Genomic DNA, 20,439 nt, shown 5'->3' with positions numbered 1-20,439 from the left:
GGAAGTTAAGTACTTAAAATTGCTATTTACAAAGAGAGAAAATAATGCGCTTAAACCATATCGCAATTGCTTTAGCAGTTTCAGGGGCAGCCGTAGCAACTACAGCAAATGCAGCTCGTGATACGATCCAAATCGCTGGTTCTTCAACTGTACTTCCATATGCAAGTATCGTGGCTGAAGAGTTTGGTAATACATTCCCACAGTTTAAAGCGCCTGTTGTAGGTTCTGGCGGTTCATCTGCTGGCTTAAAACAATTTTGTTCTGGTGTGGGCGACAACACAATCGATATCGCAAACGCTTCTCGTAAAATTAAAGATACTGAAATTGCTGCTTGTAAAAAAGCAGGTGTAAACCAAATCTTAGAAGTAAAAATTGGTTATGACGGTATCGTATTTGCTTCAAACTCAAATAAAGCAGCATATAAATTACGTCCACAACATGTATTTGCAGCATTAGCAGCTGAGTTACCTTCAAACGGTAAAATGGTTCCTAACCCATATACACGTTGGAATCAAATCGACAAAGCACTTCCGAATGAGCCAATTACTTTGGTGATTCCTGCATCGAATCACGGTACACGTGAAGTGTTCCAAGAGAAAATGGTTGATGCTGGTTGTGAAGCATATGAAGCAATCAAGAAGTTAGATAAAGATGCAATGAAAAAAGCATGTTCTACCTTCCGTAAAGACGGTAAAGTCATTGAAATTGCAGGTGACTATACTGAAACATTGGCACGTTTAAAAACTTCTCCAAGTGCTGTAGGCGTGTTTGGTTTAGGCTTCTATGACCAAAACCGTGACAAGCTACGTGTAGCGACTGTAAACAATGTTGCACCATCTGAACAAACAATTTTGAATGGTTCATATCCTGTTTCTCGTCCATTGTTCTTCTACGTGAAAGGCGAGCATTTGAAATCAATCAAAGGCTTACCGCAATTTGCTGAGTTCTTCTTGAGCAAAAAAGTTTCAGGTAAAGGTTCTAAGCTTGAGCGTGCTGGTCTAATTTCAATGTCTGATGCTGAGCGTGCAAAAATTCTTGCAGCATTCAAAGCAGGTAAAGGCGTTAAATAATTTTTGAAAATAAAAAAGCTAATGGTGGGTGACTGCCATTAGCGTTTTTTGCTAAGCAGTGTTTTTTCAGACTAGACATTGAGAAAACTGTGGAGAATGCATGAATCTGCTACTTATTGGCGTGTTATTGGCTCTTGTGGCAATCGCGTATCAAATCGGATTAAGTAAAAGTCGAAATATTGCAGGTAAGGGGAAAAACTCAGCATCCTTACATTCACGTCCAGGCTACTATGGGGCATTGGTGGCTTTGTGGTGTGGTATTCCAGCATTTTTGATTTTAATCGTATGGAATCTGGTTGAACCAAATTTATTAAAACAAATAATTTTAAATCATGTGCCTGCATCAGTTGTTGCATCCTCAGATCATGCCAGTATTCAAGTTCTCGTTGAACGTGTGAAAGCCATTGCATCTGGTTTTGGAGTTAGTGATACGCCAGCAGCCTATGAGGTTGCAGCGGCAGCAGAATTAAAGAAAGTTCAGACTATTGGTGCATTTGCCAAGTTTGCTGTCGTAATTTGCGCAGCTTTACTGGGTTTGGTTTGGGCGAAAAAACGTGTCGAAAAACAATATAGAGCACGTAATCAAGTTGAAAAGACCATCAATGTGGCATTGGCATTGTGTTCGGTTGTTGCGATTTTAACTACTGTCGGCATCGTGATGTCGATGTTTAGTGAGGCAATGCGTTTCTTCCAATTTGTAAGTCCTTTGGATTTTTTCTTAGGCACAGAGTGGAATCCAGGGTTTAGTACATCGGGCAGTGCAGAAGGAAGTTATGGTCTATTACCACTGCTTTGGGGTACGCTCATGGTCAGTATCGTGGCACTTGTGGTTGCTGTACCGATAGGCTTAATGATTGCAATTTATTTAGCGGAATATGCTTCGCCAAGATTGCGTTCATGGGCAAAACCAGCGATTGAGATTTTGGCAGGTATTCCAACCATCGTTTATGGTGTATTTGCTTTGATGATCATTGGTCCATTTTTCAAAATGGCTGGGGATGCGGTTGGACTGAATATTAATGCAACCAGTGCATTAACTGCTGGTTTCGTAATGGGAATTATGATTATCCCATTTGTATCTTCATTGTCAGATGACATTATTACTCAAGTTCCACGTGCTTTACGTGATGGTTCATTGGGCTTAGGTGCAACCAAATCAGAAACGATTCGTCGAGTTGTTATGCCTGCTGCATTACCCGGTATCATTGGTGCATTCTTACTGGCAGCATCGCGTGCGATTGGTGAAACCATGATCGTGGTATTGGCAGCAGGTAATAGTCCATTATTACATGTGAATCCGCTTGAAGCTGTTTCAACCGTAACTGTGACCATTGTGAACCAATTAACAGGTGATACAGACTTTGCAAGCCCACAAGCATTGGTGGCATTTGCCTTAGGCTTGACTCTATTTGTAATTACATTAGGTCTAAATATTGTTGCACTTTATATTGTGCGTAAATACCGTGAGCAATACGAATGAGTACATCAAATACATCTCCAGTGGATCAAAATGTATTTGATCCTCGTTTGGCAGAAGAGTTACGCCAAAAGCGTAAAGCAAAAATTGAAAAATCCTTGGCATCACGTCATCGTACTGAAAAATCATTCCGTTTCTTTGGTTTGGCTTCCGTCATCATTGGCCTTGCATTTGTGGCGTTACTGTTTGGTAGTATTTTAGTCAAAGGTCTACCTGCATTTTGGCAAGCCAGTGTGAATGTTCCTGTCTATTTTGATCCAAAAATCATTGATGCAGGTCCACAGCCAACCCAATCTCAAAATGAATCACCTGCACAGTTCCAAGAGCGTTTTGTCGATTGGCAAACCAAAATGGGTATGGTGGATTGGGATGCATTGTTGGTCAATGGCATGATTGCGAAAGATCCAAAACTTGAAGCATATCGTGATGATTTAGGTAGTATTTATACCAGTTCAGAAGCTTATCGCTTACGTGATATGGTAATGAAAGATCCAGCCTTAATTGGTCAAAAGAAAGATGTTAAAGTTTTAGCAGATGCAAATATTGATGTATGGCTGGCTGGAAATATTGATCGTACTTTACCAGATGAGCAACAACAATTAAGCCCTGAAGTGCGTAAATTAGCAGATACCATGGTTGCTTCTGGTGATATGGATCGCACGTTCAACATGCAATTATTTAGCAATCCAGACTCTCGAAGTTCACCAGCAACCGCAGGTCTTGCAGGTGCATTCATGGGTTCGTTGTTCATGATGTTGATCGTGATTTTTATCTCGATTCCAATCGGTGTGGCATCAGCGATTTACCTTGAAGAGTTTGCAAAACAAAACTGGCTTACTGACATTATTGAAGTAAATATCAATAACTTAGCTGCTGTTCCTTCGATTGTATTTGGTTTATTGGGCGCTTCGATCTTTGTCGGATGGATGCATATGCCGATCTCTGCACCACTAGTGGGTGGTTTGGTTTTAAGTTTAATGACTTTACCAACAGTGATTATTACCACGCGTGCTTCACTCAAAGCTGTTCCACCTTCGATTCGTCAAGCTGCTTTAGGTTTGGGTGCATCACGTGTACAAACGATTTTCCATCATGTTTTACCATTGGCTTTGCCGGGTATTTTAACAGGTGCGATTATTGGTGTAGCGCAAGCTTTAGGTGAAACAGCACCATTACTCTTGATCGGTATGAGCGCATTTGTTGCCAATATTCCTTCAACGCCTTTAGACCAATCTACTGCTTTACCTGTACAAATCTTCTTATGGCAAGGCAATGAATTGCGTAACTTCTTTGAAGGGCGTACCGCAGCAGCCATTATTGTATTGCTTGGCTTAATGATTCTACTCAATAGCTTCGCAATTTGGTTGCGTAAGAAATTTGAAGTACGCTGGTAATTGAGGACAAACTATGAGTACTCTAGACATTAAAAATTCCTTAGAAAAGGATCAATCAGTGAATCAAGATCACACACAATTTACGTCTCAAGAAACTGAGCAAAAACGTCCTGCGACTTCATTTGTTTCTCAATTTGATTCAAATAGCGCACCTAAAAAAGATCCAGCAACAACTGTAAAAATCAGTGCTGAAGATGCGCATGTTTATTATGGTGATTTTGAAGCAATCAAGGGCATTGACTTACAAATTTACGAAAATGAAGTAATTGCATTTATTGGACCATCAGGTTGTGGTAAATCAACATTTTTGCGTACGCTGAACCGTATGAATGACACCATTGATGGGTGTCGTGTTACAGGTAAAGTCACTTTGGATAATCAGGATATTTATGATCCAAGTCTAGATGTGGTGTTACTTCGTGCGCAAGTTGGGATGGTTTTCCAAAAACCAAACCCATTTCCAAAATCAATTTTTGATAATGTCGCTTATGGTCCAAAACTACATGGTTTGGCGCGTGATAAATATGACATGGAAGAAATTGTTGAAAATAGCTTGCGTAAAGCAGGTTTATGGGACGAAGTAAAAGATCGTTTGAACCAACCAGGTACAGGTTTATCTGGTGGGCAGCAGCAACGGTTATGTATTGCTCGTACCATTGCAGTCAGCCCTGAAGTGATTTTGATGGATGAGCCATGTTCAGCACTGGATCCGATCGCGACAGCTAAAGTGGAAGAATTAATTTCGGAACTTTCTAATCAATACACCATTGCGATCGTAACTCACTCAATGCAACAAGCGGCTCGTGTTTCGGATCGTACTGCATATTTCCATTTGGGTGATTTGATCGAAGTCAACTCAACTGAAAAAGTATTTACGCAACCTGACCATCAGCTTACTGAAGCATATATTACTGGTCGTTTTGGTTAATATTTTCCAAAAAATTGTTTGAAAGCTTCTACAACAAAGCCCCTGAATGAATCAGGGGCTTTGTTTATGGATTAAGTGCTATAAAAATTTTATTCAGCTTTCGTTTGTGTTATAGCACTTGCTTCAGCCGTCACTTCATTACTGCTTTCGACTGATTCCTCAACTGCTTTTTTCTTTGCAGATTTATTTTTATCTTTTTTCTTCTTTTTTTTCTTTTTCTTCGGCTCTTCTTCAAGCTCTGCGCCATCTTCGATGGCTTGCCAATACTCAAGTTGTTCCATCACAACAGCATAAATCGATCCTTTGCTGTAGCGACCTTTTTTATTTAATGTCCCGACAGGGCGAGCCATTAAAATTTCAAGTGCTTGATCAATGGTATCAATCGCGTGAATATGGAACTGACCATTGTTTACAGCATCAATCACATCTTGTCGAAGCATTAAATGCTGCATATTTTGACGAGGAATAATTACACCTTGTTTGCCTGTGAAACCTTGTAATTTACAGGCATCAAAAAAACCTTCGATTTTGGCATTCACCCCACCAATTGGTTGTACTTGACCGAGTTGGTTCATCGAACCTGTAATCGCCCAAGATTGATCAATTGGCAGTTGACTGATCGCAGAAATCAAAGCTGATAATTCAGCAACGGTTGCACTGTCACCATCAACCTGACCATAACTTTGTTCAAAAGCCAATGCAGCAGAGAAGTGGAGAATTTGTTCACGACCAAAATGGGCTTTTAAGAAACTCGACATGAGTAACACACCTTTGGCGTGTAATGAGCCCCCAAGCTCTACACTGCGCTCAATATCTAAAATATCTCCACCACCTTGATAGACCGAAGCGGTTAAACGAGAAGGCAATCCAAACTCTACATCGGCATACTGAATGACAGAAAGGGCATTAATCTGACCTAAGCGATGCCCCCGTGTTTCGATCAGTTGCGTACCACGAGAAAGATCTTGCCAATACAGTTCCCTTAAATAGCCTAAGCGATACTGGCGGTGTTTGAGTGCAGTATTGATATGTTCCGCAGTAACCATTTTTTCTTGTTGTTGTGCTGCATGATGATGTGATTCTCGAATCAAATCACCCAAAGTTGAAGCATGCAGTGACAGTGAACTTTGGTCTTCCGCTTGACGGCTCGAATCTGTCAGTAGCGCAGATAGGGCAGAACGGTCAAAAGGCAATAATTTATCTTGCTGTACATAGTCAGCAATCAATTGCATATAAGCTTGTTCATTTTCGTCATTACGTTGTAATGTATCTGTAAAGTCAGCGCGGATTTTAAATACACTGCCAAGCTCTGGTTCAACTTCTAAAATTTCATAATAAATTTCAGGTTCTGCAAGTAAAACAACTTTTAAATTCAAAGGAATAGATTCAGGTTCAATTGAAATACTTCCTGTTAAAGTCAGCATATGCTCAAGCGATGACAGTTTAAGTTGTCCTGATTTTAAAGCACGCTTTAAGCCTTGCCATGCGTAAGGTTGTTCTAGCAGATGTTCTGCTTCGAGCATTAAAAAACCACCATTGGCTTGGTGTAGTGTTCCAGGACGAATCAATGTAAAATCTGTAGTAATGGTGCCATTTTGCGTGAGTTGTTCTACATGCCCAAGTAAGTTGTAATGGGTTGGGAAATCCTCAAAAATGACAGGTGCGCCAGTATTGGCTTTATTACTAATCACCACATTGGCTTGGTAGCGCGCAGGCACACGATTGAACAAAGAAGGTGAAAATTCAACACCTTCTTGGTCGATTACGGTTTCAACATTTTCAATAATATCTTGTGCATATAATTTTAAATACTGTTCTAAGCCTTGAACTACATCAAATTTATTTAAAATCTGCTCCATACGTGGAATAACCACTTGTTTGGCAATTTCTCGATTTAATTCAGAAACTTGATCACGGGCATCATCTTCAAGATCGCCTAACTGTAAACCTAAACGTTCTAATTTTTTATCCATATAGCGGATATTGGCATTGATTTCTGCACGTTCTTTATTGGTTAAAGCATTAATGTCTTCTTGCGACATTTCTTGTGCTTTGTCATTCACATAATGCACAGGTACAAAAACATGCTCATCATGGCGATTAATCAGTTTTAAATCTAAAACTTCACCTTCTTTGGTCAGTTCAACTAAGGCTTGCTGTTGTTCATTGCCTGTAATTTGGCGAATTTGTTCAATGCGATTGTGATAGGTTTCAGCACTAAAACGACGCTCAAGTTGTTTTAAAATGGTTTGCCATGCTTGATGCAGTAAAGTCTGGAATTTACTGCCTTGTCCAGCAGGGAAGCGTAAAGCCAAAGGTTGGCGAGCATTTTTAAAATTATTGACATAAACCCAATCATCAGGGGTAGGCATGGTTTTGGCGTGTTGTTGTAGTAAGCGCTTAATCATAGTGCGCTTGCCTAAACCTGCGGTACCCACAGCAAAAATATTGTAACCTGAATAAGGTAGTGAAATACCTGCTTCAACTGAAGCACGGGCACGGTCCTGCCCTAAAAAATTATTCAGCGGTTTAATGCGCTTGGTTGAAAATGGAATATTTGAACTGTTGGGAACATGTGTGAGTTGTTCTGGTTTTAAGGCTGTTTTTGTCAAGGTATTTTGAATTTCCGTCTGATCAAATACTGAAGCTAAGGTGGATTCGATTTGTTTTGAATGATTTGTTGTGGTTACAGTTGAAACAATGGTTGAACTTAATTGGTCGTGTCTTTGGGTCACAGGTGAAATCCAAAACTAAATAGAAGTTGAAAGCTTTAAGGTATACAGGATTAAGCTAAAAGATCAAGCATTGATGCTGTAAATAACAACAAATTTGCAGCTTGGTTTCATAAAAGTGATTGAAACCATTTGCATTAAGCGGTTGAATAGCGTTATTTCATTTTGCAGAAAATAACAACCGAATGTCTACGCAAAACTCAGCTCAATTGCCTGAGCAAAAAACAGGCTGGAAATCTGCTTTCCAAGCATTTTTAGATCGTCGTGCTTTGATCATGTTATTCCTTGGTTTTTCAGCAGGGATTCCGATTCTACTGATCTTTTCAAGCTTATCTTTGTGGCTAGGTGAAGCAGGCATTGATAAAAGTGCGGTGACATTTTTTAGTTGGGCAGCACTTGGCTATTCATTTAAATTTGTTTGGGCACCTTTAATCGATGAGATTCCACTGCCTGTACTGACCAAAAAATTAGGGCGTAGACGTGCTTGGTTGTTAATGGCACAAATCTTGATCATCTGTGCCATTTGTATCATGGCTTTTTCAGATCCTGCACTCGGGCAAAGTTATTTATATCAAATGGCAGCAGGCGCAGTCCTACTAGGGTTTTCTGCTGCAACACAAGATATTGTGATTGATGCCTATCGTATTGAGTTGGCTGAAACAGAAATGCAAACAGTTTTGGCATCTACTTATAATGCGGGTTATCGCATTGGGATGATCATTGCAGGGGCAGGGGCATTATTTTTAGCAGCTAAACTCGGTACAGCCAAAGGCAATTATATTTATGAGGCATGGAAATATACCTATTTAGCTATGGCTGCGGTGATGTGTGTCGGGATCGTGACCACATTGAGCATTCGAGAGCCACAGGTTAATCGTGTAGATAAACATTATCAGCGTACAGACTATTTTCGTTTGGTTGCAGTGTTTTTTGTTGCTGTGAGTAGTTTTGTAGCCAGTTACATTTTATCAGGTTGGCTTACATCTGCTTTAATTGAACAATTCACCATTAAAGACAGCTTTTTATTATTTTGTGTGGAAGCAATCCGTTTTATTGGGTCGGGTGCAGTTGCGGTTTTTGCTGCTTATACACTGATCCAAATGGGCGCTGTCAATAAACAAATGGCGTATGAAACTTGGGTGAATCCAATCGCAGATTTCTTTAAACGCTATGGCGTTAAACTTGCACTGGTTTTATTGCTACTGATTGGTTTTTATCGCATTTCTGACATTATTGCGGGTGTTATTTCTAATGTCTATTACCAAGACCTAAATTTTACCAAAGAGCAAATTGCTGAAGCAGTTAAAATTTATGGGGTGATTTTTAGCCTAGTCGGTGGCTTTTTGGGTGGTTTACTTGCACAGCGCATGAACATTATGAAGTTGATGTTTGTTGGTGCTGTTTTAGCCAGCTCAACCAATTTGATTTTTATTGGTTTAGTGAAATCAGGCAAACCGATGGATCAAGTGACTGTACAAGTTGGTCAGCAACAGTTTCAAGCGACGCCTGATGAAGTGGGTTACTGGAAAGTTCAAGTGCCTAGCCAAGCTTTGGCAACAGCTCAGGATTTAAAAATTAGTTCACAATATCAAGACCAATCAGAACGTGTTAATGTGACGATGCCTTATTTACAAGATAATGGCACAGCACAAATTCAACTGTTACCGATCAGTAGTGATAACACATTGTCTAAAGCTGAGTTAAAACAAAATGTGGTGGTAAAAGGACAACTGATCGGTGTCAATGAAGCTGAATTAAAAACAGAGCAACCGATTAGTTTAAAATTAGAGGGTAAAGAATTCCCTGCAAAACTAGACAAAGATGGGTTATTTACAGGCTCAATTGATGCGCAAGCATTGCAAGACTCAGCGACTAAAAATATCACTGCAACAGTCAACTTTAAGCAAGCCAGTCAAACTTTAATTGCGCAAACAAACTATCAAATAGCAGACAGCAAAAATACTTTAGCAGTAGATGTCGAACCGATCCAAGTGGTTAAAGCAAATGACCAAGAGGCTACAGTTGAAATTAAAGGTAAGTTGATTGAGCCCTATAGTTCAGCTTGGTTATATTTTGCGATCATTGTCGATAATATGGCTTCAGGTTTGGCAGGTGCAGCATTTATTGCATTTTTATCAAGTTTAACCAGTGTCTCTTTTACGGCTGTTCAATATGCAATCTTTAGTTCTTTGATGACGCTTACTCCTAAGATTTTAGGGGGATATTCAGGTACCATAGTGAGCAATATTGGTTATCCGAAATTCTTTTTGATGACCACATTTATTGGTATTCCTATTTTGATTTTGGTGGTTTGGGTCGCAAAATTGCTACGAGAGCATCAAAATTCTTCTCAAAACTAAAAGGTGAATTATATGCGCATGCTGCATACTATGTTACGTGTAGGCAATTTAGAACAGTCATTAAAATTCTATACTGAAGTACTTGGAATGACTTTACTTCGTAAACGTGACTATGAAGAAGGTCGTTTCACTTTGGCTTTTGTGGGCTATGGTGATGAAGCAAATCATACCGTATTAGAACTTACCCATAATTGGGATACATCAAGTTATGAATTGGGCAATGCTTATGGACATATTGCGATTGCTGTGGACGATGCTTATAAAGCATGTGAAGAAATCAAAGCTCGTGGTGGAAATGTTGTGCGTGAAGCAGGCCCAATGAAAGGCGGTGTAACTGTGATTGCTTTTGTGGAAGACCCAGATGGTTATAAAATTGAATTGATTCAACAAGACGCAAATGCACGAAATAATTAAGTTTTGTTGATGGTATAGCCAAATGAAATAGTGAACATTTTCAAGGAAATGTTCGTTTTATTGGAAAAGCTCAGTAAGATCAAAATTTACCTTTAAGTAAATTTATCATGCTGAGCTTTTTTATCAGCTTAAATTTCACTAAAAATACAGGATGTATCAGATGAATATACTAAAAATATTGGCTTTAGACCGTTTCACTATTTTACTGATTGTGATGGTTGTTTTGGCAAGTTTGCTACCTGTGCATGGTGTCACTGCCGATATTTTTGGGAAAATCACCACAATTGCGATTGCGATACTTTTTTTCTTGCATGGTGCGAAACTTTCACGGCAGGCGATAATTGAGGGAATTTTACACTGGAAACTGCATGCCGTAGTTTTTGCATTTACCTTTGCGGTATTTCCTATTCTGGGGCTTTTGGCTAAGCCTGTATTACTCCCTGTACTTGGGCAAGAGTTATACTGGGGATTTTTGTTTATGTGCTTTTTGCCATCTACAGTACAGTCATCGATTGCTTTTACTTCTGTTGCTAAGGGAAATGTCGCGGCAGCCGTGTGTAGTGCATCATTTTCTAATTTGATCGGAATGTTTATTACCCCGATTTTGGTGAGTTTGTTTATTTTTGGTCAATCTAAACATGACTATGATCCAACTTCTTCAATTATTGAAATTACCTTATTGCTTTTAGTGCCATTTATTGCAGGGCAATTATTACGTCCTTATGTGTTTCCATGGATGAAAAAAGTACCCAGTATTGTCAAAACATTTGACCAAGGTACGATTTTGATGGTGGTTTATGGCGCATTTAGTGGGGCAGTGGTGGCTGGCTTGTGGCATCAGGTCAGTTGGATGACACTATTTTATTTAACATTGGCGTGTTCGGTGTTTTTAACCATTATTATGCTGTTGGCCTTATATATTCCAAAGTGGTTGGGTTTTAATAAGCCAGACCAAATTGCGATTTTTTTCTGCGGTTCTAAGAAAACGCTGGCAAGTGGTGTCCCGATGGCGCAGATTTTATTTATCGGACAACCTATTGGAATGATTGTTTTACCAATTATGATTTTTCATCAAATTCAACTGATGGTTTGTGGAATCATTGCCAATTATTGGTCTAAGCGAAATACATCTTCCACAGAACAAGAAACAGGTTGGTAATTTTATTCGCATATTTATAAAAACTGCCGTATAATATTGCCCACTTGTTGTGCTTAGCTCTGACACTTATAGTCTCGGTGGGCCAAAAGAAATGGTCTGTTATGGTGTTAACCTGTTGAGTTTTAAAAACTCAACCTTGCCTCAGCGTTTAAAACTGAGAGTGGTTAATTGCGATGACAGCAAAACCTTTCTTAACTTAGGAGAATCGACCATGCGTGCCGATATTCACCCAAAATACGAAAAATTAGTTGCGACTTGTTCATGTGGTAACGTGATCGAAACACGTTCTGCTTTAGGTAAAGAAACAATTTATCTAGACGTATGTTCAGCTTGCCACCCTTTCTACACTGGTAAGCAAAAAAATGTAGATACTGGCGGTCGTATCGACAAGTTCAAACAACGTTTTGCAGGTATGTCACGTTCTATCAAACGTGGTTAATACAGCAAAACCAAAAAAACGGGCATTTGCCCGTTTTTTTTATGTTTAGATAAAAAGTGAAAGTAAATGAAAGGCTGATTTAAATCAGCCTTTTATTACAAATTATTGATCTTGGACATCTGTTAATTGATCAAGTTTCTTTTGGAAATAATCTCCTTGTAAGAAACGTGCATCAACATTCCATGCATTTGCAAAAGCACTCATATCATCGAGTTGGATTAATAAAAACTCTACAGGTTTGATTTCCATATATTTTTGGATCATCTCTTGTAAGCTTTGCAAAGTGGTATCTTTGGCTAACATTTGCGTATATTTTTCATCCAAAGTCAGATGAGTAATATCACTTTGCTGTAAGATCGCCTCGCTGGAAATGGTTGAGCCAAAACGACGGATTGCAATATCAGCGCCATATTCACGTAAGATCGCAATATGTTTTTGTGCTTCAACAATATTTTTGGCAATGTCTTCTTCATCAAATTGTAAAATAATTGGATGTGTCGCTCGGCTTCCCACAATCGTAATCAATTTAGAAATGAGTTCAGGGAATTGTTTGTCATGGAATAAAACATGACGATTTAAGTTAACAATAATTTTTGCAGCAGGATATTGATGAATAAAATTATGCAGTTGCTTACAAGCTTCAACCAAAATCCAACGGTCTAATTTGATTGATAGTTCAATGTCATCATCTAATTCAACCAAGTTACTGATTTTCTTCCATTGATTTTCATAAATAAAACCACTGGTCACTTCATAAGTGTAGAGATTCGTATCTTGTTTATCATAAAGCTGCTGATACTTAATCCGAATTTCCCCTTGTTCTAATTTTTCAGTAATTTGACGTAAAATTGGGGAATCAGTTAATTGTATGTTTTGTACAGGCGTAGGTGCTTCAACATTTGGGATAATGACAGTAGGCGTTGATTGCTCTGGTGTAGTATCTAGCTCCAGTGCAATTGGCGTTGCCTCGTCTTCGAGTTGAATCGGCGCTAATTCAATTTGTGTTTCTTGTAATGATGCACTCATTTGCAAATCTGATTCAGATTGCTGGGATGACAAGCGAGAATTATAGGCTTGAACCACTAATTCTGAGAAATGGGCTTCATTAAAACGCTCAGTTTGTATAGATGCAGATCCAATTTTTAAATGAAAACTATAAGTTTTTTGGTTAATTTCAAGTAATTGAGGTTTTTGTAAAACATTTAAATTAGAAATACGGGAGTCTAGCAGTGATTCAGAACCTGCTTGTAATAAAATTCCATATACGCCCGTATCAATGTTCAATACATTTTGATTGGTCTGTTCTTTGATAAATGACTGAATACCTTCAAAATATTTTAAAAGGTCTTGCCATGACAGCTCTAAAACTTCATTTGGACATTGTGCTAAGCTAAATACAATCAAAGCATTGGCTTTGGCTGGCTGGTTAATCATGGCACGGTTAATTTGTGCAAAGACTACAGACGTTGTAGAAGGGCTTGAACCTGACACTGATGTATCATGACTAATGACTTTCGCCTTTGTTGAAGCAACTTCAATAGTAAGATGTAAAGAATCTTCTTCTAAGCCTGGTAAGAATTCAATTCTTAAAGGATTTTTGCTTTGAGCATTTTGATTACGTGTTTTAATGTCAAAACGACCATAATCAAATTGTCCTTGTGAAATTTTCTTGAAACGATTTTTAAAGTCGTTCAGGTCTTCAGGCTGTAAAATATCTAAAACAGGCAAGCCAATAATATCGTCTTCACTACTTAGTCCAAAGAGTTGTAAATATTCAGGATTGGCTTGAGTGTGAATGCCTTCTTCAATAAATGCACTGGCTTTATGTTGTTCTTCGACTAAGCTTTGTGCTTGAGTTTTAGCACTTTCTAAATCTTGTAATAAACGCTGTTTTGACTGTAGCGTACGACTATATGACAAAGCACGGACCAAACTGATATAACAACGCTCAGGCTCTTTTAAGTCAATAATGTCGTAAATACCTTTATGAATAAAATATTCATATTGTTCAGGTTTATATTCTGTTGGGCGAATTAAAATGACAGGAATATTTACTTGTTCGGAGGCCTGAATTAAAGTGACAGCTTGTTCCATTTTTAAGTCGTAAGCACGACCAAAAATAATCAAATCCCACGAAGTATTTAATTGTTTCTCAAAACTTTTTAAATCATCAAGCAATAAACCCTGTGCTAAATGGTCATTACTTTGAAATAACTCCATAAGTGTATTATATCGAATTTGATTATCATCAATAATCAATACTCGTGTTTCAGAGAGTTTTAACTTCTTGGATAATAATAAATTTCTCACTTTAAAGTGTCCCATAAGTCATGATGATTTAAATCATTTAATTGTTGTTGAATGAATTGGTCTATCAACAATTGTTCCTCATCATTAAGCAATTCAAAATCAAATTGTACAAAACTTTGAGAAATAAAAAGCGATTTTAACAAATAGACCTTAATTTCTTGGTTATTAAAGCGTAAATACAACGCTTGTTGTTCTTTAAAGTTTGGAAGATTAGGTAAAATTAAAGACAATTTACTTTGTTCATCTTGTTCAGTTTGTACCAACAAACAAGGTTGATAACTAAAACTACTGATCTCAGATGGCACTTTGATTGCACATGGATAAATATCTTGCGATAAAATTTCAATTCCGACTTCATAGCTTTTATTAACAGCCTGTTTAATCCAACGAATCACCGCACATTTCCATTTGTTTTGTAAAGTTTCACTGACCAAAATCAGTTCACCTGTGCGTAGATTTTTCGGCGCTTCGCCTGACCAGGCCATACGATAACCGTTGATACTAATATCTAAAACTTGTGTTTGATAGATTTGTTTTATTTCACGATCAATTTGTTTGATTTTTTGAGTTTGAGTTGCGTCATGACTACTGTTGGCGATGCTGCTTTGCACATTTGTTTCAGATCTAAAACCAAAGTTTTGATTGATTTGCAAAGTTTCCTCAAAGTTTTTGGCATGTGATAAATAGAAATGTGCTGTTTGCAAGGTAAAGCAAATTTGTATTTGAGCTGAATATTCATAACGTTCATATTGACGTTCAGAATGAGTTCCTAACACATTTTGTACATGAAATTTTAAAGCCGAAGACAGATGATCTTTTTCATTACTCGATAAATAAGCCGATTCATTTTGAATGGTGTCATTGATATGTTCAAGCAACTGTTGTGTCGAGACAAACACGTTTGGCTTAAAATCTTCATGATGCTTACGATTATAAATGGGTGCGTGATCTTTGCTGGTATCTACGATATAGCGAGAAAGTGAGCTTTCTCTTGGTAAGATTTGTGCAAGTTTTGCCCAATCTAAACTACATTGATATAGTGCTTGAATTTCATTCGGGCGAATTTGATGTGTATTAAAAATATCCAATAACAAAACTTGTGCATAGGCTTGTTGAATATTTTGAACAGCAAAATGCGTTCCTTGTAGTTGATTAATATTAATCAATAACTCATCGTTTTTTGAAGCTAACTCATATAAGCGGTGAATATTTTGCCATTGGTGGGGAAGTGCTTGGCTATACAGCATTTGTTGTTGGGTTAACAATAAACCTAACTGTTGTAAGGCATAATAACTCGATAAAATTCTTGCAGTTTTGAAGCTACGATTCTGAGCAAATTTTAAAATTGCATACTTTTGCTGAGTCAACTGTTGAGAACTACGTTGCGCAATGTCTATATAAGTTTTGGCAAAATATGCGCGCATCAAAGTGGTAAGTTCAATAATATGTTCGTTGCGATCAGAGTGTGATAAGCCTTGATCTAGAAAATATTTTTCTAAACCGATCAGTACGTTTTCAATACTTGGATGTAAAACCTGAATTAAATCAAAGCGTAGTGTTTCACTGCAATTTAACGCTGCAATTTCATACATCGCATTTAATAATGCTTCAGAGGTATCCCCAAGCTTCATAATGGATAAGCTAGATACCCATTGATGTAAAGCCTCAACCGAAGCAGTAGAAAAACTCAACTGTTCACGATTTAAAACCGTCGAAGCGTGGAAAATATTAGAAATTTTCTTATTTATCATACTTATATTAAACTCATTTAAAGAATTTTAAAAAGTTACAGCCCCATACAGCGGTGTTTTATTTTTTTCTCCCGCAATCTCTCTAACTAACTTTGGGACTAAATAGCCCGGAAGATTGGCAAGGAGATCTGTATAAATTTGATCAATAACATTTGCTGATAAATCAAAGTGATGAGCCCCTTTAACTTTATCTAACACATGCAAATAATAAGGCATTATCCCTGCTTCAAACAAACGTTGACTCAACTCAACCAAAATTTCAGCAGAATCATTCACACCTTTAAGTAAAACCGATTGGTTTAACACTAAAATTTGCGCTTGAATTAGAGCTGAAAGCTTTGTACAGGTTGAATCATCAAGCTCTGCAGCATGATTTGCATGTACCACTAGAATGACACGTAGCCGGCTGTTTTTCAATAAATAAATCAGCTCTTCATCGATTCTTTCAGGGATAACAATTGGAACACGTGAATGAATTCTCAGAATTTTAATTTGCTTTAACGATTCCAGCCGTTCAATCCATACTGCCAATTTACGATTGGACAAAGTCAGTGGATCACCACCACTTAAAATCACTTCATTGATTTCAGGGTGTTGTAATAAATAGTTTTTAATAGGGAGCCAATCTTCATTTTTTGGCAAATTGTCTTGATAAGGGAAATGACGGCGGAAACAATAACGACAATGAACCGCACATGCGCCTGTCAAGGTCAGTAAAAAACGTGATTTGTATTTATGTAAAACACCCGCAAGTTGGTTAGCAGCTTCTTCACCTAAAGGATCAGTCACAAAGCCCGCATGCTCTTCAAGTTCCAAATGATGAGGCAATACCTGTAACAACAAAGGATCAAAAGGATTACCTTTTTGCATTTTTGCAACAAACGCACGTGGCACACGCAATTTAAACTCTGCACTGGCTAAAATTGCCCCAGATAACAATTGTTCAGGTGAAAGTTGTAAAATATCAAGCAACTCATGTGGGTCAGTAATCAGTTGACTGAGTTGAGTTTGCCAGTTTTGCTCTTGATATAAATAGTTTATCATGCCACGTACTAATTGAGAGAGTTTAGGGTTGACCACAGCTGAAAAGCTAAAACTGTATTTAGACCCTGAAAATGATGTAAAACTTAACGATTTAAAGTGTCATTGAAAATCTTACATTGGATAACTGCTGATCTTACCTTGATCTAGCGCAAGGATAAACTACATTTGTTTTGTCTGTATGCGTGATGATCAGTCAGTTTTGCTGGATTGCTGAAGAATTTTACATTGCTTCATCAGTACATGCTCATTTAGAATATTCTAAAATGACAATGTTAACTTTTGTTTGGCACTTATTTTCGTTGTTGTATGTGTTCTAGTGTGGCTAGACTGCATTAATAGATTAAAGATTTAAGTTTGGAGTGAGCCTTTCATGGCCTATTATTCTACAAATGACTTTAAGCAAGGCTTAAAAGTTATGCTTGATGGCAACCCATGTTCAATCATGGAAAATGAATACGTTAAACCAGGTAAAGGTCAAGCGTTTAACCGTGTAAAATTGCGTAACCTTCGTTCTGGTAAAGTTTTAGAAAAAACTTTCAAATCTGGCGATTCTTTAGAAGCGGCTGATATTGTTGAAGTTGAAATGGACTATCTATACAACGATGGTGAAATGTGGAACTTCATGGATCCTGTATCATTTGAGCAAATCGCAGCAGATAAAACTGCAATGGGCGATGCTGCAAAATGGTTAAAAGATGATTCAAATGAAAAATGTACCATCATGTTGTTTAATGGTGTGCCTCTAACTGTAAACGCACCAAACTTTGTGGTATTAAAAGTTGTTGAAACTGATCCAGGTGTACGTGGTGATACTTCTGGTGGTGGCGGTAAACCTGCGAAACTTGAAACAGGTGCTGTAGTACGTGTTCCATTATTCGTACAACAAGATGAAAGCGTTCGTGTAGATACCCGTACTGGCGATTATTTAGAGCGTGCATAATCTTTAAATCATAGATTATGACCAAAAAGGGGTGATGAAAATCATCCCTTTTTTATTTGCATAGTTTAAAGGGAGATGAGATTTTAACAAAATTGAGGAAAAATTATTTACACAGCAAATCCGCAAGTCGGTACACTCGAAAATATACGTCATAACTTGGTCATACGAAATGGATATATTCCAACCAATTTTATGCCAAAGTCGTACATGAAAATAAGGACTCAAGGAGTAGGGTAGCCAAAGAAAAGGATCACACGGAACTGCATTACGTTAATAAAAACAAGGGAATTGCTTTTGTAATCAAGATGTGAGGTATGCATGGAAAATATTCAGAAAAAATCAAGCCCCTTATCAAAATTGATTTGGGTCATCGTTGCGATTATAGGCGCAATATCATTTGGAATTTTAGCTGTCAGTCGGGGAGAACATGTTAATGCAGTTTGGTTGGTTTTAGCCGCCATCTGTGTGTATAGCATTGCTTATCGATTTTATAGTCTATTTATTGCCAATAAAGTCTTTGAACTTAATCCCAGACGCTTAACCCCAGCATATCGTTTGGCTGATGGTTTGGATTATGTTCCGACCAATAAATATGTATTGTTTGGACATCATTTTGCTGCAATCGCAGGTGCAGGACCGTTGGTTGGTCCGATTCTCGCAGCACAAATGGGCTATTTACCTGGAACAATTTGGCTTTTGGTGGGTGTTGTGCTGGCAGGTGCAGTGCAAGATTTCTTGGTTTTATTTATTTCAACCCGAAGAGATGGTCGATCATTGGGTGAAATGGCAAAACAAGAACTCGGCTCATTTGCGGGTGTCATCGTCATGCTCGGTGCATTGGGGGTGATGATTATCATCCTTGCCGTGTTGGCATTGGTGGTAGTAAAAGCATTGACTAACAGCCCATGGGGTGTATTTAGTATTGCGGCAACGATCCCGATTGCCTTGTTTATGGGCATTTATATGCGCTATATCCGCCCTGGGAAAATTGCAGAAGTTTCTATTATCGGTTTTGTGCTGATGATGGCTGCAATTATTTATGGGGGTGATGTTGCTGCACATCCATATTGGGGACCATTTTTTACATTAACAGGGACTCAACTGACTTGGGCATTGATCATTTATGGATTTGTAGCTTCAGTTTTACCTGTATGGTTATTGTTAGCACCACGTGATTATTTATCAACTTTCTTAAAAATTGGTGTTATTGCAGGCTTGGCAATCGGCATTATGGTCGCTATGCCGATGTTAAAAATGCCATCGGTTACTCATTTTGTAGATGGAACAGGTCCAGTCTTTGCAGGTTCAATGTTCCCATTTCTATTTATTACCATTGCGTGTGGTGCAATTTCAGGTTTCCATGCATTGGTTTCTTCAGGAACTACGCCAAAACTAGTCGACAACGAAGTCAATATTCGTGTCATTGGTTATGGTGGGATGTTGATGGAGTCCTTTGTTGCGATTATGGCAATGATCTGCGCAACTGTACTAGAACCGGGTGTGTATTTTGCAATCAATGCACCTGCTGCGATACTTGGTACTACGGTTGAAAGTGCAGCAGAGGCTGTGCGTAATTTAGGTTTTGTGGTTACTCCTGAAGCTTTAAGCTTACTTGCTAAAGAGGTCGGTGAAAGTACAATTTTATCTCGTACTGGTGGTGCACCAACCTTTGCCATTGGTATGGCGCATATCATCACGGAAATTTTCAATAACCGTTCAATGATGGCATTTTGGTATCACTTTGCCATTTTATTTGAAGCATTATTCATTTTAACCGCAGTTGATGCAGGTACGCGTGCATGTCGTTTTATGGTGCAAGATACGGTCGGTATTGTGGTACCTGCACTTAAAAACTCACATAATTTTGTTGGGAATATGCTTGGAACAGCAGTTGCAGTGGCAGGTTGGGGTTTCTTCGTTTATCAAGGCGTAGTCGATCCGCTTGGTGGGATTAATAGTTTATGGCCTTTATTTGGTATTGGTAACCAAATGCTTGCGGCAATGGCATTAACCCTTGGTACAGTGATTCTCTTTAAGATGAAGAAGGAAAAATATGTGTGGGTGACCATTCTCCCGACTATTTTCTTGATCATTACCTGTATGACAGCCGGTTGGCAAAAAATCTTCCATGAAAATCCAAAAATTGGTTTCTTGGCACAAGCCAATAAATTCTCTGATGCGATTGCCAAAGGTGAGATTTTAAAACCTGCAAAAACACTTGAGGAAATGCACACAATTGTATTATCCAATCAAATTAATGCGGTACTTTGTGCGTTCTTTATGATCGTGGCTGTGATTATGATTTTTGCTGCAATTGGTGTGATTCGTCGTGCATTGGCAAGTCCTACACCAACGGTAAATGAAGCGCCTGCAGTATATGCAGACCCTGAAGAAACAGTGGTCACTTCCGCTAAACATTAA

Annotated in this window: 14 protein-coding genes; 10 read left to right on the top strand and 4 right to left on the bottom strand. The window is 38.2% G+C overall.

Translation table 11 applies throughout. The annotated features are described in order from the left end of the window. Positions 1 to 44 precede the first annotated feature (44 nt). The 4 genes from HUS24_RS06375 to pstB all read left to right on the top strand — a co-directional run bounded on the left by HUS24_RS06375 (position 45) and on the right by pstB (position 4,869). Entirely contained in the window at positions 45 to 1,070 is a 1,026-nt protein-coding gene (locus HUS24_RS06375) for a substrate-binding domain-containing protein (RefSeq protein WP_173911221.1), read from the top strand. Positions 1,071 to 1,170: 100 nt separating this feature from the next. Next, positions 1,171 to 2,550, top strand: coding sequence for a phosphate ABC transporter permease subunit PstC (gene pstC, locus HUS24_RS06370; RefSeq protein WP_173911220.1), 1,380 nt, complete (start codon positions 1,171 to 1,173; stop codon positions 2,548 to 2,550). Continuing rightward, a complete protein-coding gene (gene pstA, locus HUS24_RS06365) occupies positions 2,547 to 3,941 on the top strand; it encodes a phosphate ABC transporter permease PstA (protein WP_173911219.1) in 1,395 nt (464 codons plus the stop codon). The genes pstC and pstA overlap by 4 nt, the downstream gene beginning before the upstream one ends. A gap of 13 nt (positions 3,942 to 3,954) precedes the next feature. Further along, positions 3,955 to 4,869, top strand: a complete 915-nt coding sequence (gene pstB, locus HUS24_RS06360; RefSeq protein WP_217424341.1) for a phosphate ABC transporter ATP-binding protein PstB — start codon at positions 3,955 to 3,957, stop codon at positions 4,867 to 4,869. Between the two features lie 89 nt (positions 4,870 to 4,958). Here the strand turns inward: pstB and HUS24_RS06355 are convergent, their stop codons facing one another. Beyond that, positions 4,959 to 7,604 (bottom strand): ATP-binding protein, encoded by a 2,646-nt coding sequence (locus tag HUS24_RS06355; protein ID WP_173911218.1) that lies wholly within the window; start codon positions 7,602 to 7,604, stop codon positions 4,959 to 4,961. 206 nt (positions 7,605 to 7,810) lie between these two features. Here HUS24_RS06355 and HUS24_RS06350 point away from each other — a divergent pair, with 206 nt between their 5' ends. The 4 genes from HUS24_RS06350 to rpmE all read left to right on the top strand — a co-directional run bounded on the left by HUS24_RS06350 (position 7,811) and on the right by rpmE (position 11,973). Beyond that, positions 7,811 to 9,961, top strand: coding sequence for an MFS transporter (locus tag HUS24_RS06350; RefSeq protein ID WP_173911416.1), 2,151 nt, complete (start codon positions 7,811 to 7,813; stop codon positions 9,959 to 9,961). Between the two features lie 12 nt (positions 9,962 to 9,973). Next, positions 9,974 to 10,375 carry a lactoylglutathione lyase gene (gloA, locus tag HUS24_RS06345; protein ID WP_173911217.1) on the top strand — a complete coding sequence of 134 codons (402 nt, stop codon included), beginning with the start codon at positions 9,974 to 9,976 and terminating at the stop codon, positions 10,373 to 10,375. A 160-nt stretch (positions 10,376 to 10,535) separates the two neighbouring features. Further along, positions 10,536 to 11,534: a bile acid:sodium symporter family protein gene (locus HUS24_RS06340; protein ID WP_173911216.1), complete on the top strand. Its 999-nt coding sequence runs from the start codon at positions 10,536 to 10,538 to the stop codon at positions 11,532 to 11,534. 211 nt (positions 11,535 to 11,745) lie between these two features. Next, the gene (rpmE, locus tag HUS24_RS06335; protein ID WP_130073236.1) at positions 11,746 to 11,973 is read left to right on the top strand and encodes a 50S ribosomal protein L31; all 228 of its coding nucleotides are present in this window, start codon (positions 11,746 to 11,748) and stop codon (positions 11,971 to 11,973) included. Between the two features lie 102 nt (positions 11,974 to 12,075). On the opposite strand, the gene HUS24_RS06330 is transcribed toward rpmE, so the two are convergent. From HUS24_RS06330 to epmB, 3 genes are read right to left on the bottom strand one after another with little or no spacing between them, the layout of a single operon-like run. Beyond that, on the bottom strand, positions 12,076 to 14,298 hold the full coding sequence (locus tag HUS24_RS06330; protein ID WP_173911215.1) for an EAL domain-containing protein: 2,223 nt from the start codon (positions 14,296 to 14,298) through the stop codon (positions 12,076 to 12,078). Continuing rightward, complete coding sequence (locus HUS24_RS06325) at positions 14,280 to 16,034, bottom strand: GTPase (RefSeq protein ID WP_173911214.1); 1,755 nt, start codon at positions 16,032 to 16,034, stop codon at positions 14,280 to 14,282. The genes HUS24_RS06330 and HUS24_RS06325 overlap by 19 nt, the downstream gene beginning before the upstream one ends. A 27-nt stretch (positions 16,035 to 16,061) precedes the next feature. After that, complete coding sequence (gene epmB / locus HUS24_RS06320; protein ID WP_173911213.1) at positions 16,062 to 17,078, bottom strand: EF-P beta-lysylation protein EpmB; 1,017 nt, start codon at positions 17,076 to 17,078, stop codon at positions 16,062 to 16,064. Between the two features lie 370 nt (positions 17,079 to 17,448). On the opposite strand from epmB, the gene efp reads away from it, so the two are divergent. Both efp and HUS24_RS06310 read left to right on the top strand, forming a co-directional pair. Beyond that, complete coding sequence (efp, locus tag HUS24_RS06315) at positions 17,449 to 18,018, top strand: elongation factor P (protein WP_173911212.1); 570 nt, start codon at positions 17,449 to 17,451, stop codon at positions 18,016 to 18,018. Positions 18,019 to 18,336: 318 nt separating this feature from the next. Next, complete coding sequence (locus HUS24_RS06310; protein ID WP_173911211.1) at positions 18,337 to 20,439, top strand: carbon starvation CstA family protein; 2,103 nt, start codon at positions 18,337 to 18,339, stop codon at positions 20,437 to 20,439.

Source organism: Acinetobacter sp. Marseille-Q1618 (assembly GCF_902809855.1).
GTDB lineage: Bacteria > Pseudomonadota > Gammaproteobacteria > Pseudomonadales > Moraxellaceae > Acinetobacter.
Note: the sequence above shows the minus strand (reverse complement) of the source record. Positions and strands in the feature narration are given on the sequence as shown.

Excerpts from the sequence above, each read along its gene's own strand:
- HUS24_RS06340 (WP_173911216.1), top strand. The coding sequence starts at position 10,536 with ATGAATATACTAAAAATATTGGCTTTAGACCGTTTCACTATTTTACTG.
- pstC (WP_173911220.1), top strand. The coding sequence starts at position 1,171 with ATGAATCTGCTACTTATTGGCGTGTTATTGGCTCTTGTGGCAATCGCG.
- pstA (WP_173911219.1), top strand. The coding sequence starts at position 2,547 with ATGAGTACATCAAATACATCTCCAGTGGATCAAAATGTATTTGATCCT.
- epmB (WP_173911213.1), bottom strand. The coding sequence starts at position 17,078 with ATGATAAACTATTTATATCAAGAGCAAAACTGGCAAACTCAACTCAGT.
- gloA (WP_173911217.1), top strand. The coding sequence starts at position 9,974 with ATGCGCATGCTGCATACTATGTTACGTGTAGGCAATTTAGAACAGTCA.
- HUS24_RS06325 (WP_173911214.1), bottom strand. The coding sequence starts at position 16,034 with ATGATAAATAAGAAAATTTCTAATATTTTCCACGCTTCGACGGTTTTA.
- rpmE (WP_130073236.1), top strand. The coding sequence starts at position 11,746 with ATGCGTGCCGATATTCACCCAAAATACGAAAAATTAGTTGCGACTTGT.
- HUS24_RS06375 (WP_173911221.1), top strand. The coding sequence starts at position 45 with ATGCGCTTAAACCATATCGCAATTGCTTTAGCAGTTTCAGGGGCAGCC.
- efp (WP_173911212.1), top strand. The coding sequence starts at position 17,449 with ATGGCCTATTATTCTACAAATGACTTTAAGCAAGGCTTAAAAGTTATG.
- HUS24_RS06330 (WP_173911215.1), bottom strand. The coding sequence starts at position 14,298 with ATGGGACACTTTAAAGTGAGAAATTTATTATTATCCAAGAAGTTAAAA.
- HUS24_RS06310 (WP_173911211.1), top strand. The coding sequence starts at position 18,337 with ATGGAAAATATTCAGAAAAAATCAAGCCCCTTATCAAAATTGATTTGG.
- pstB (WP_217424341.1), top strand. The coding sequence starts at position 3,955 with ATGAGTACTCTAGACATTAAAAATTCCTTAGAAAAGGATCAATCAGTG.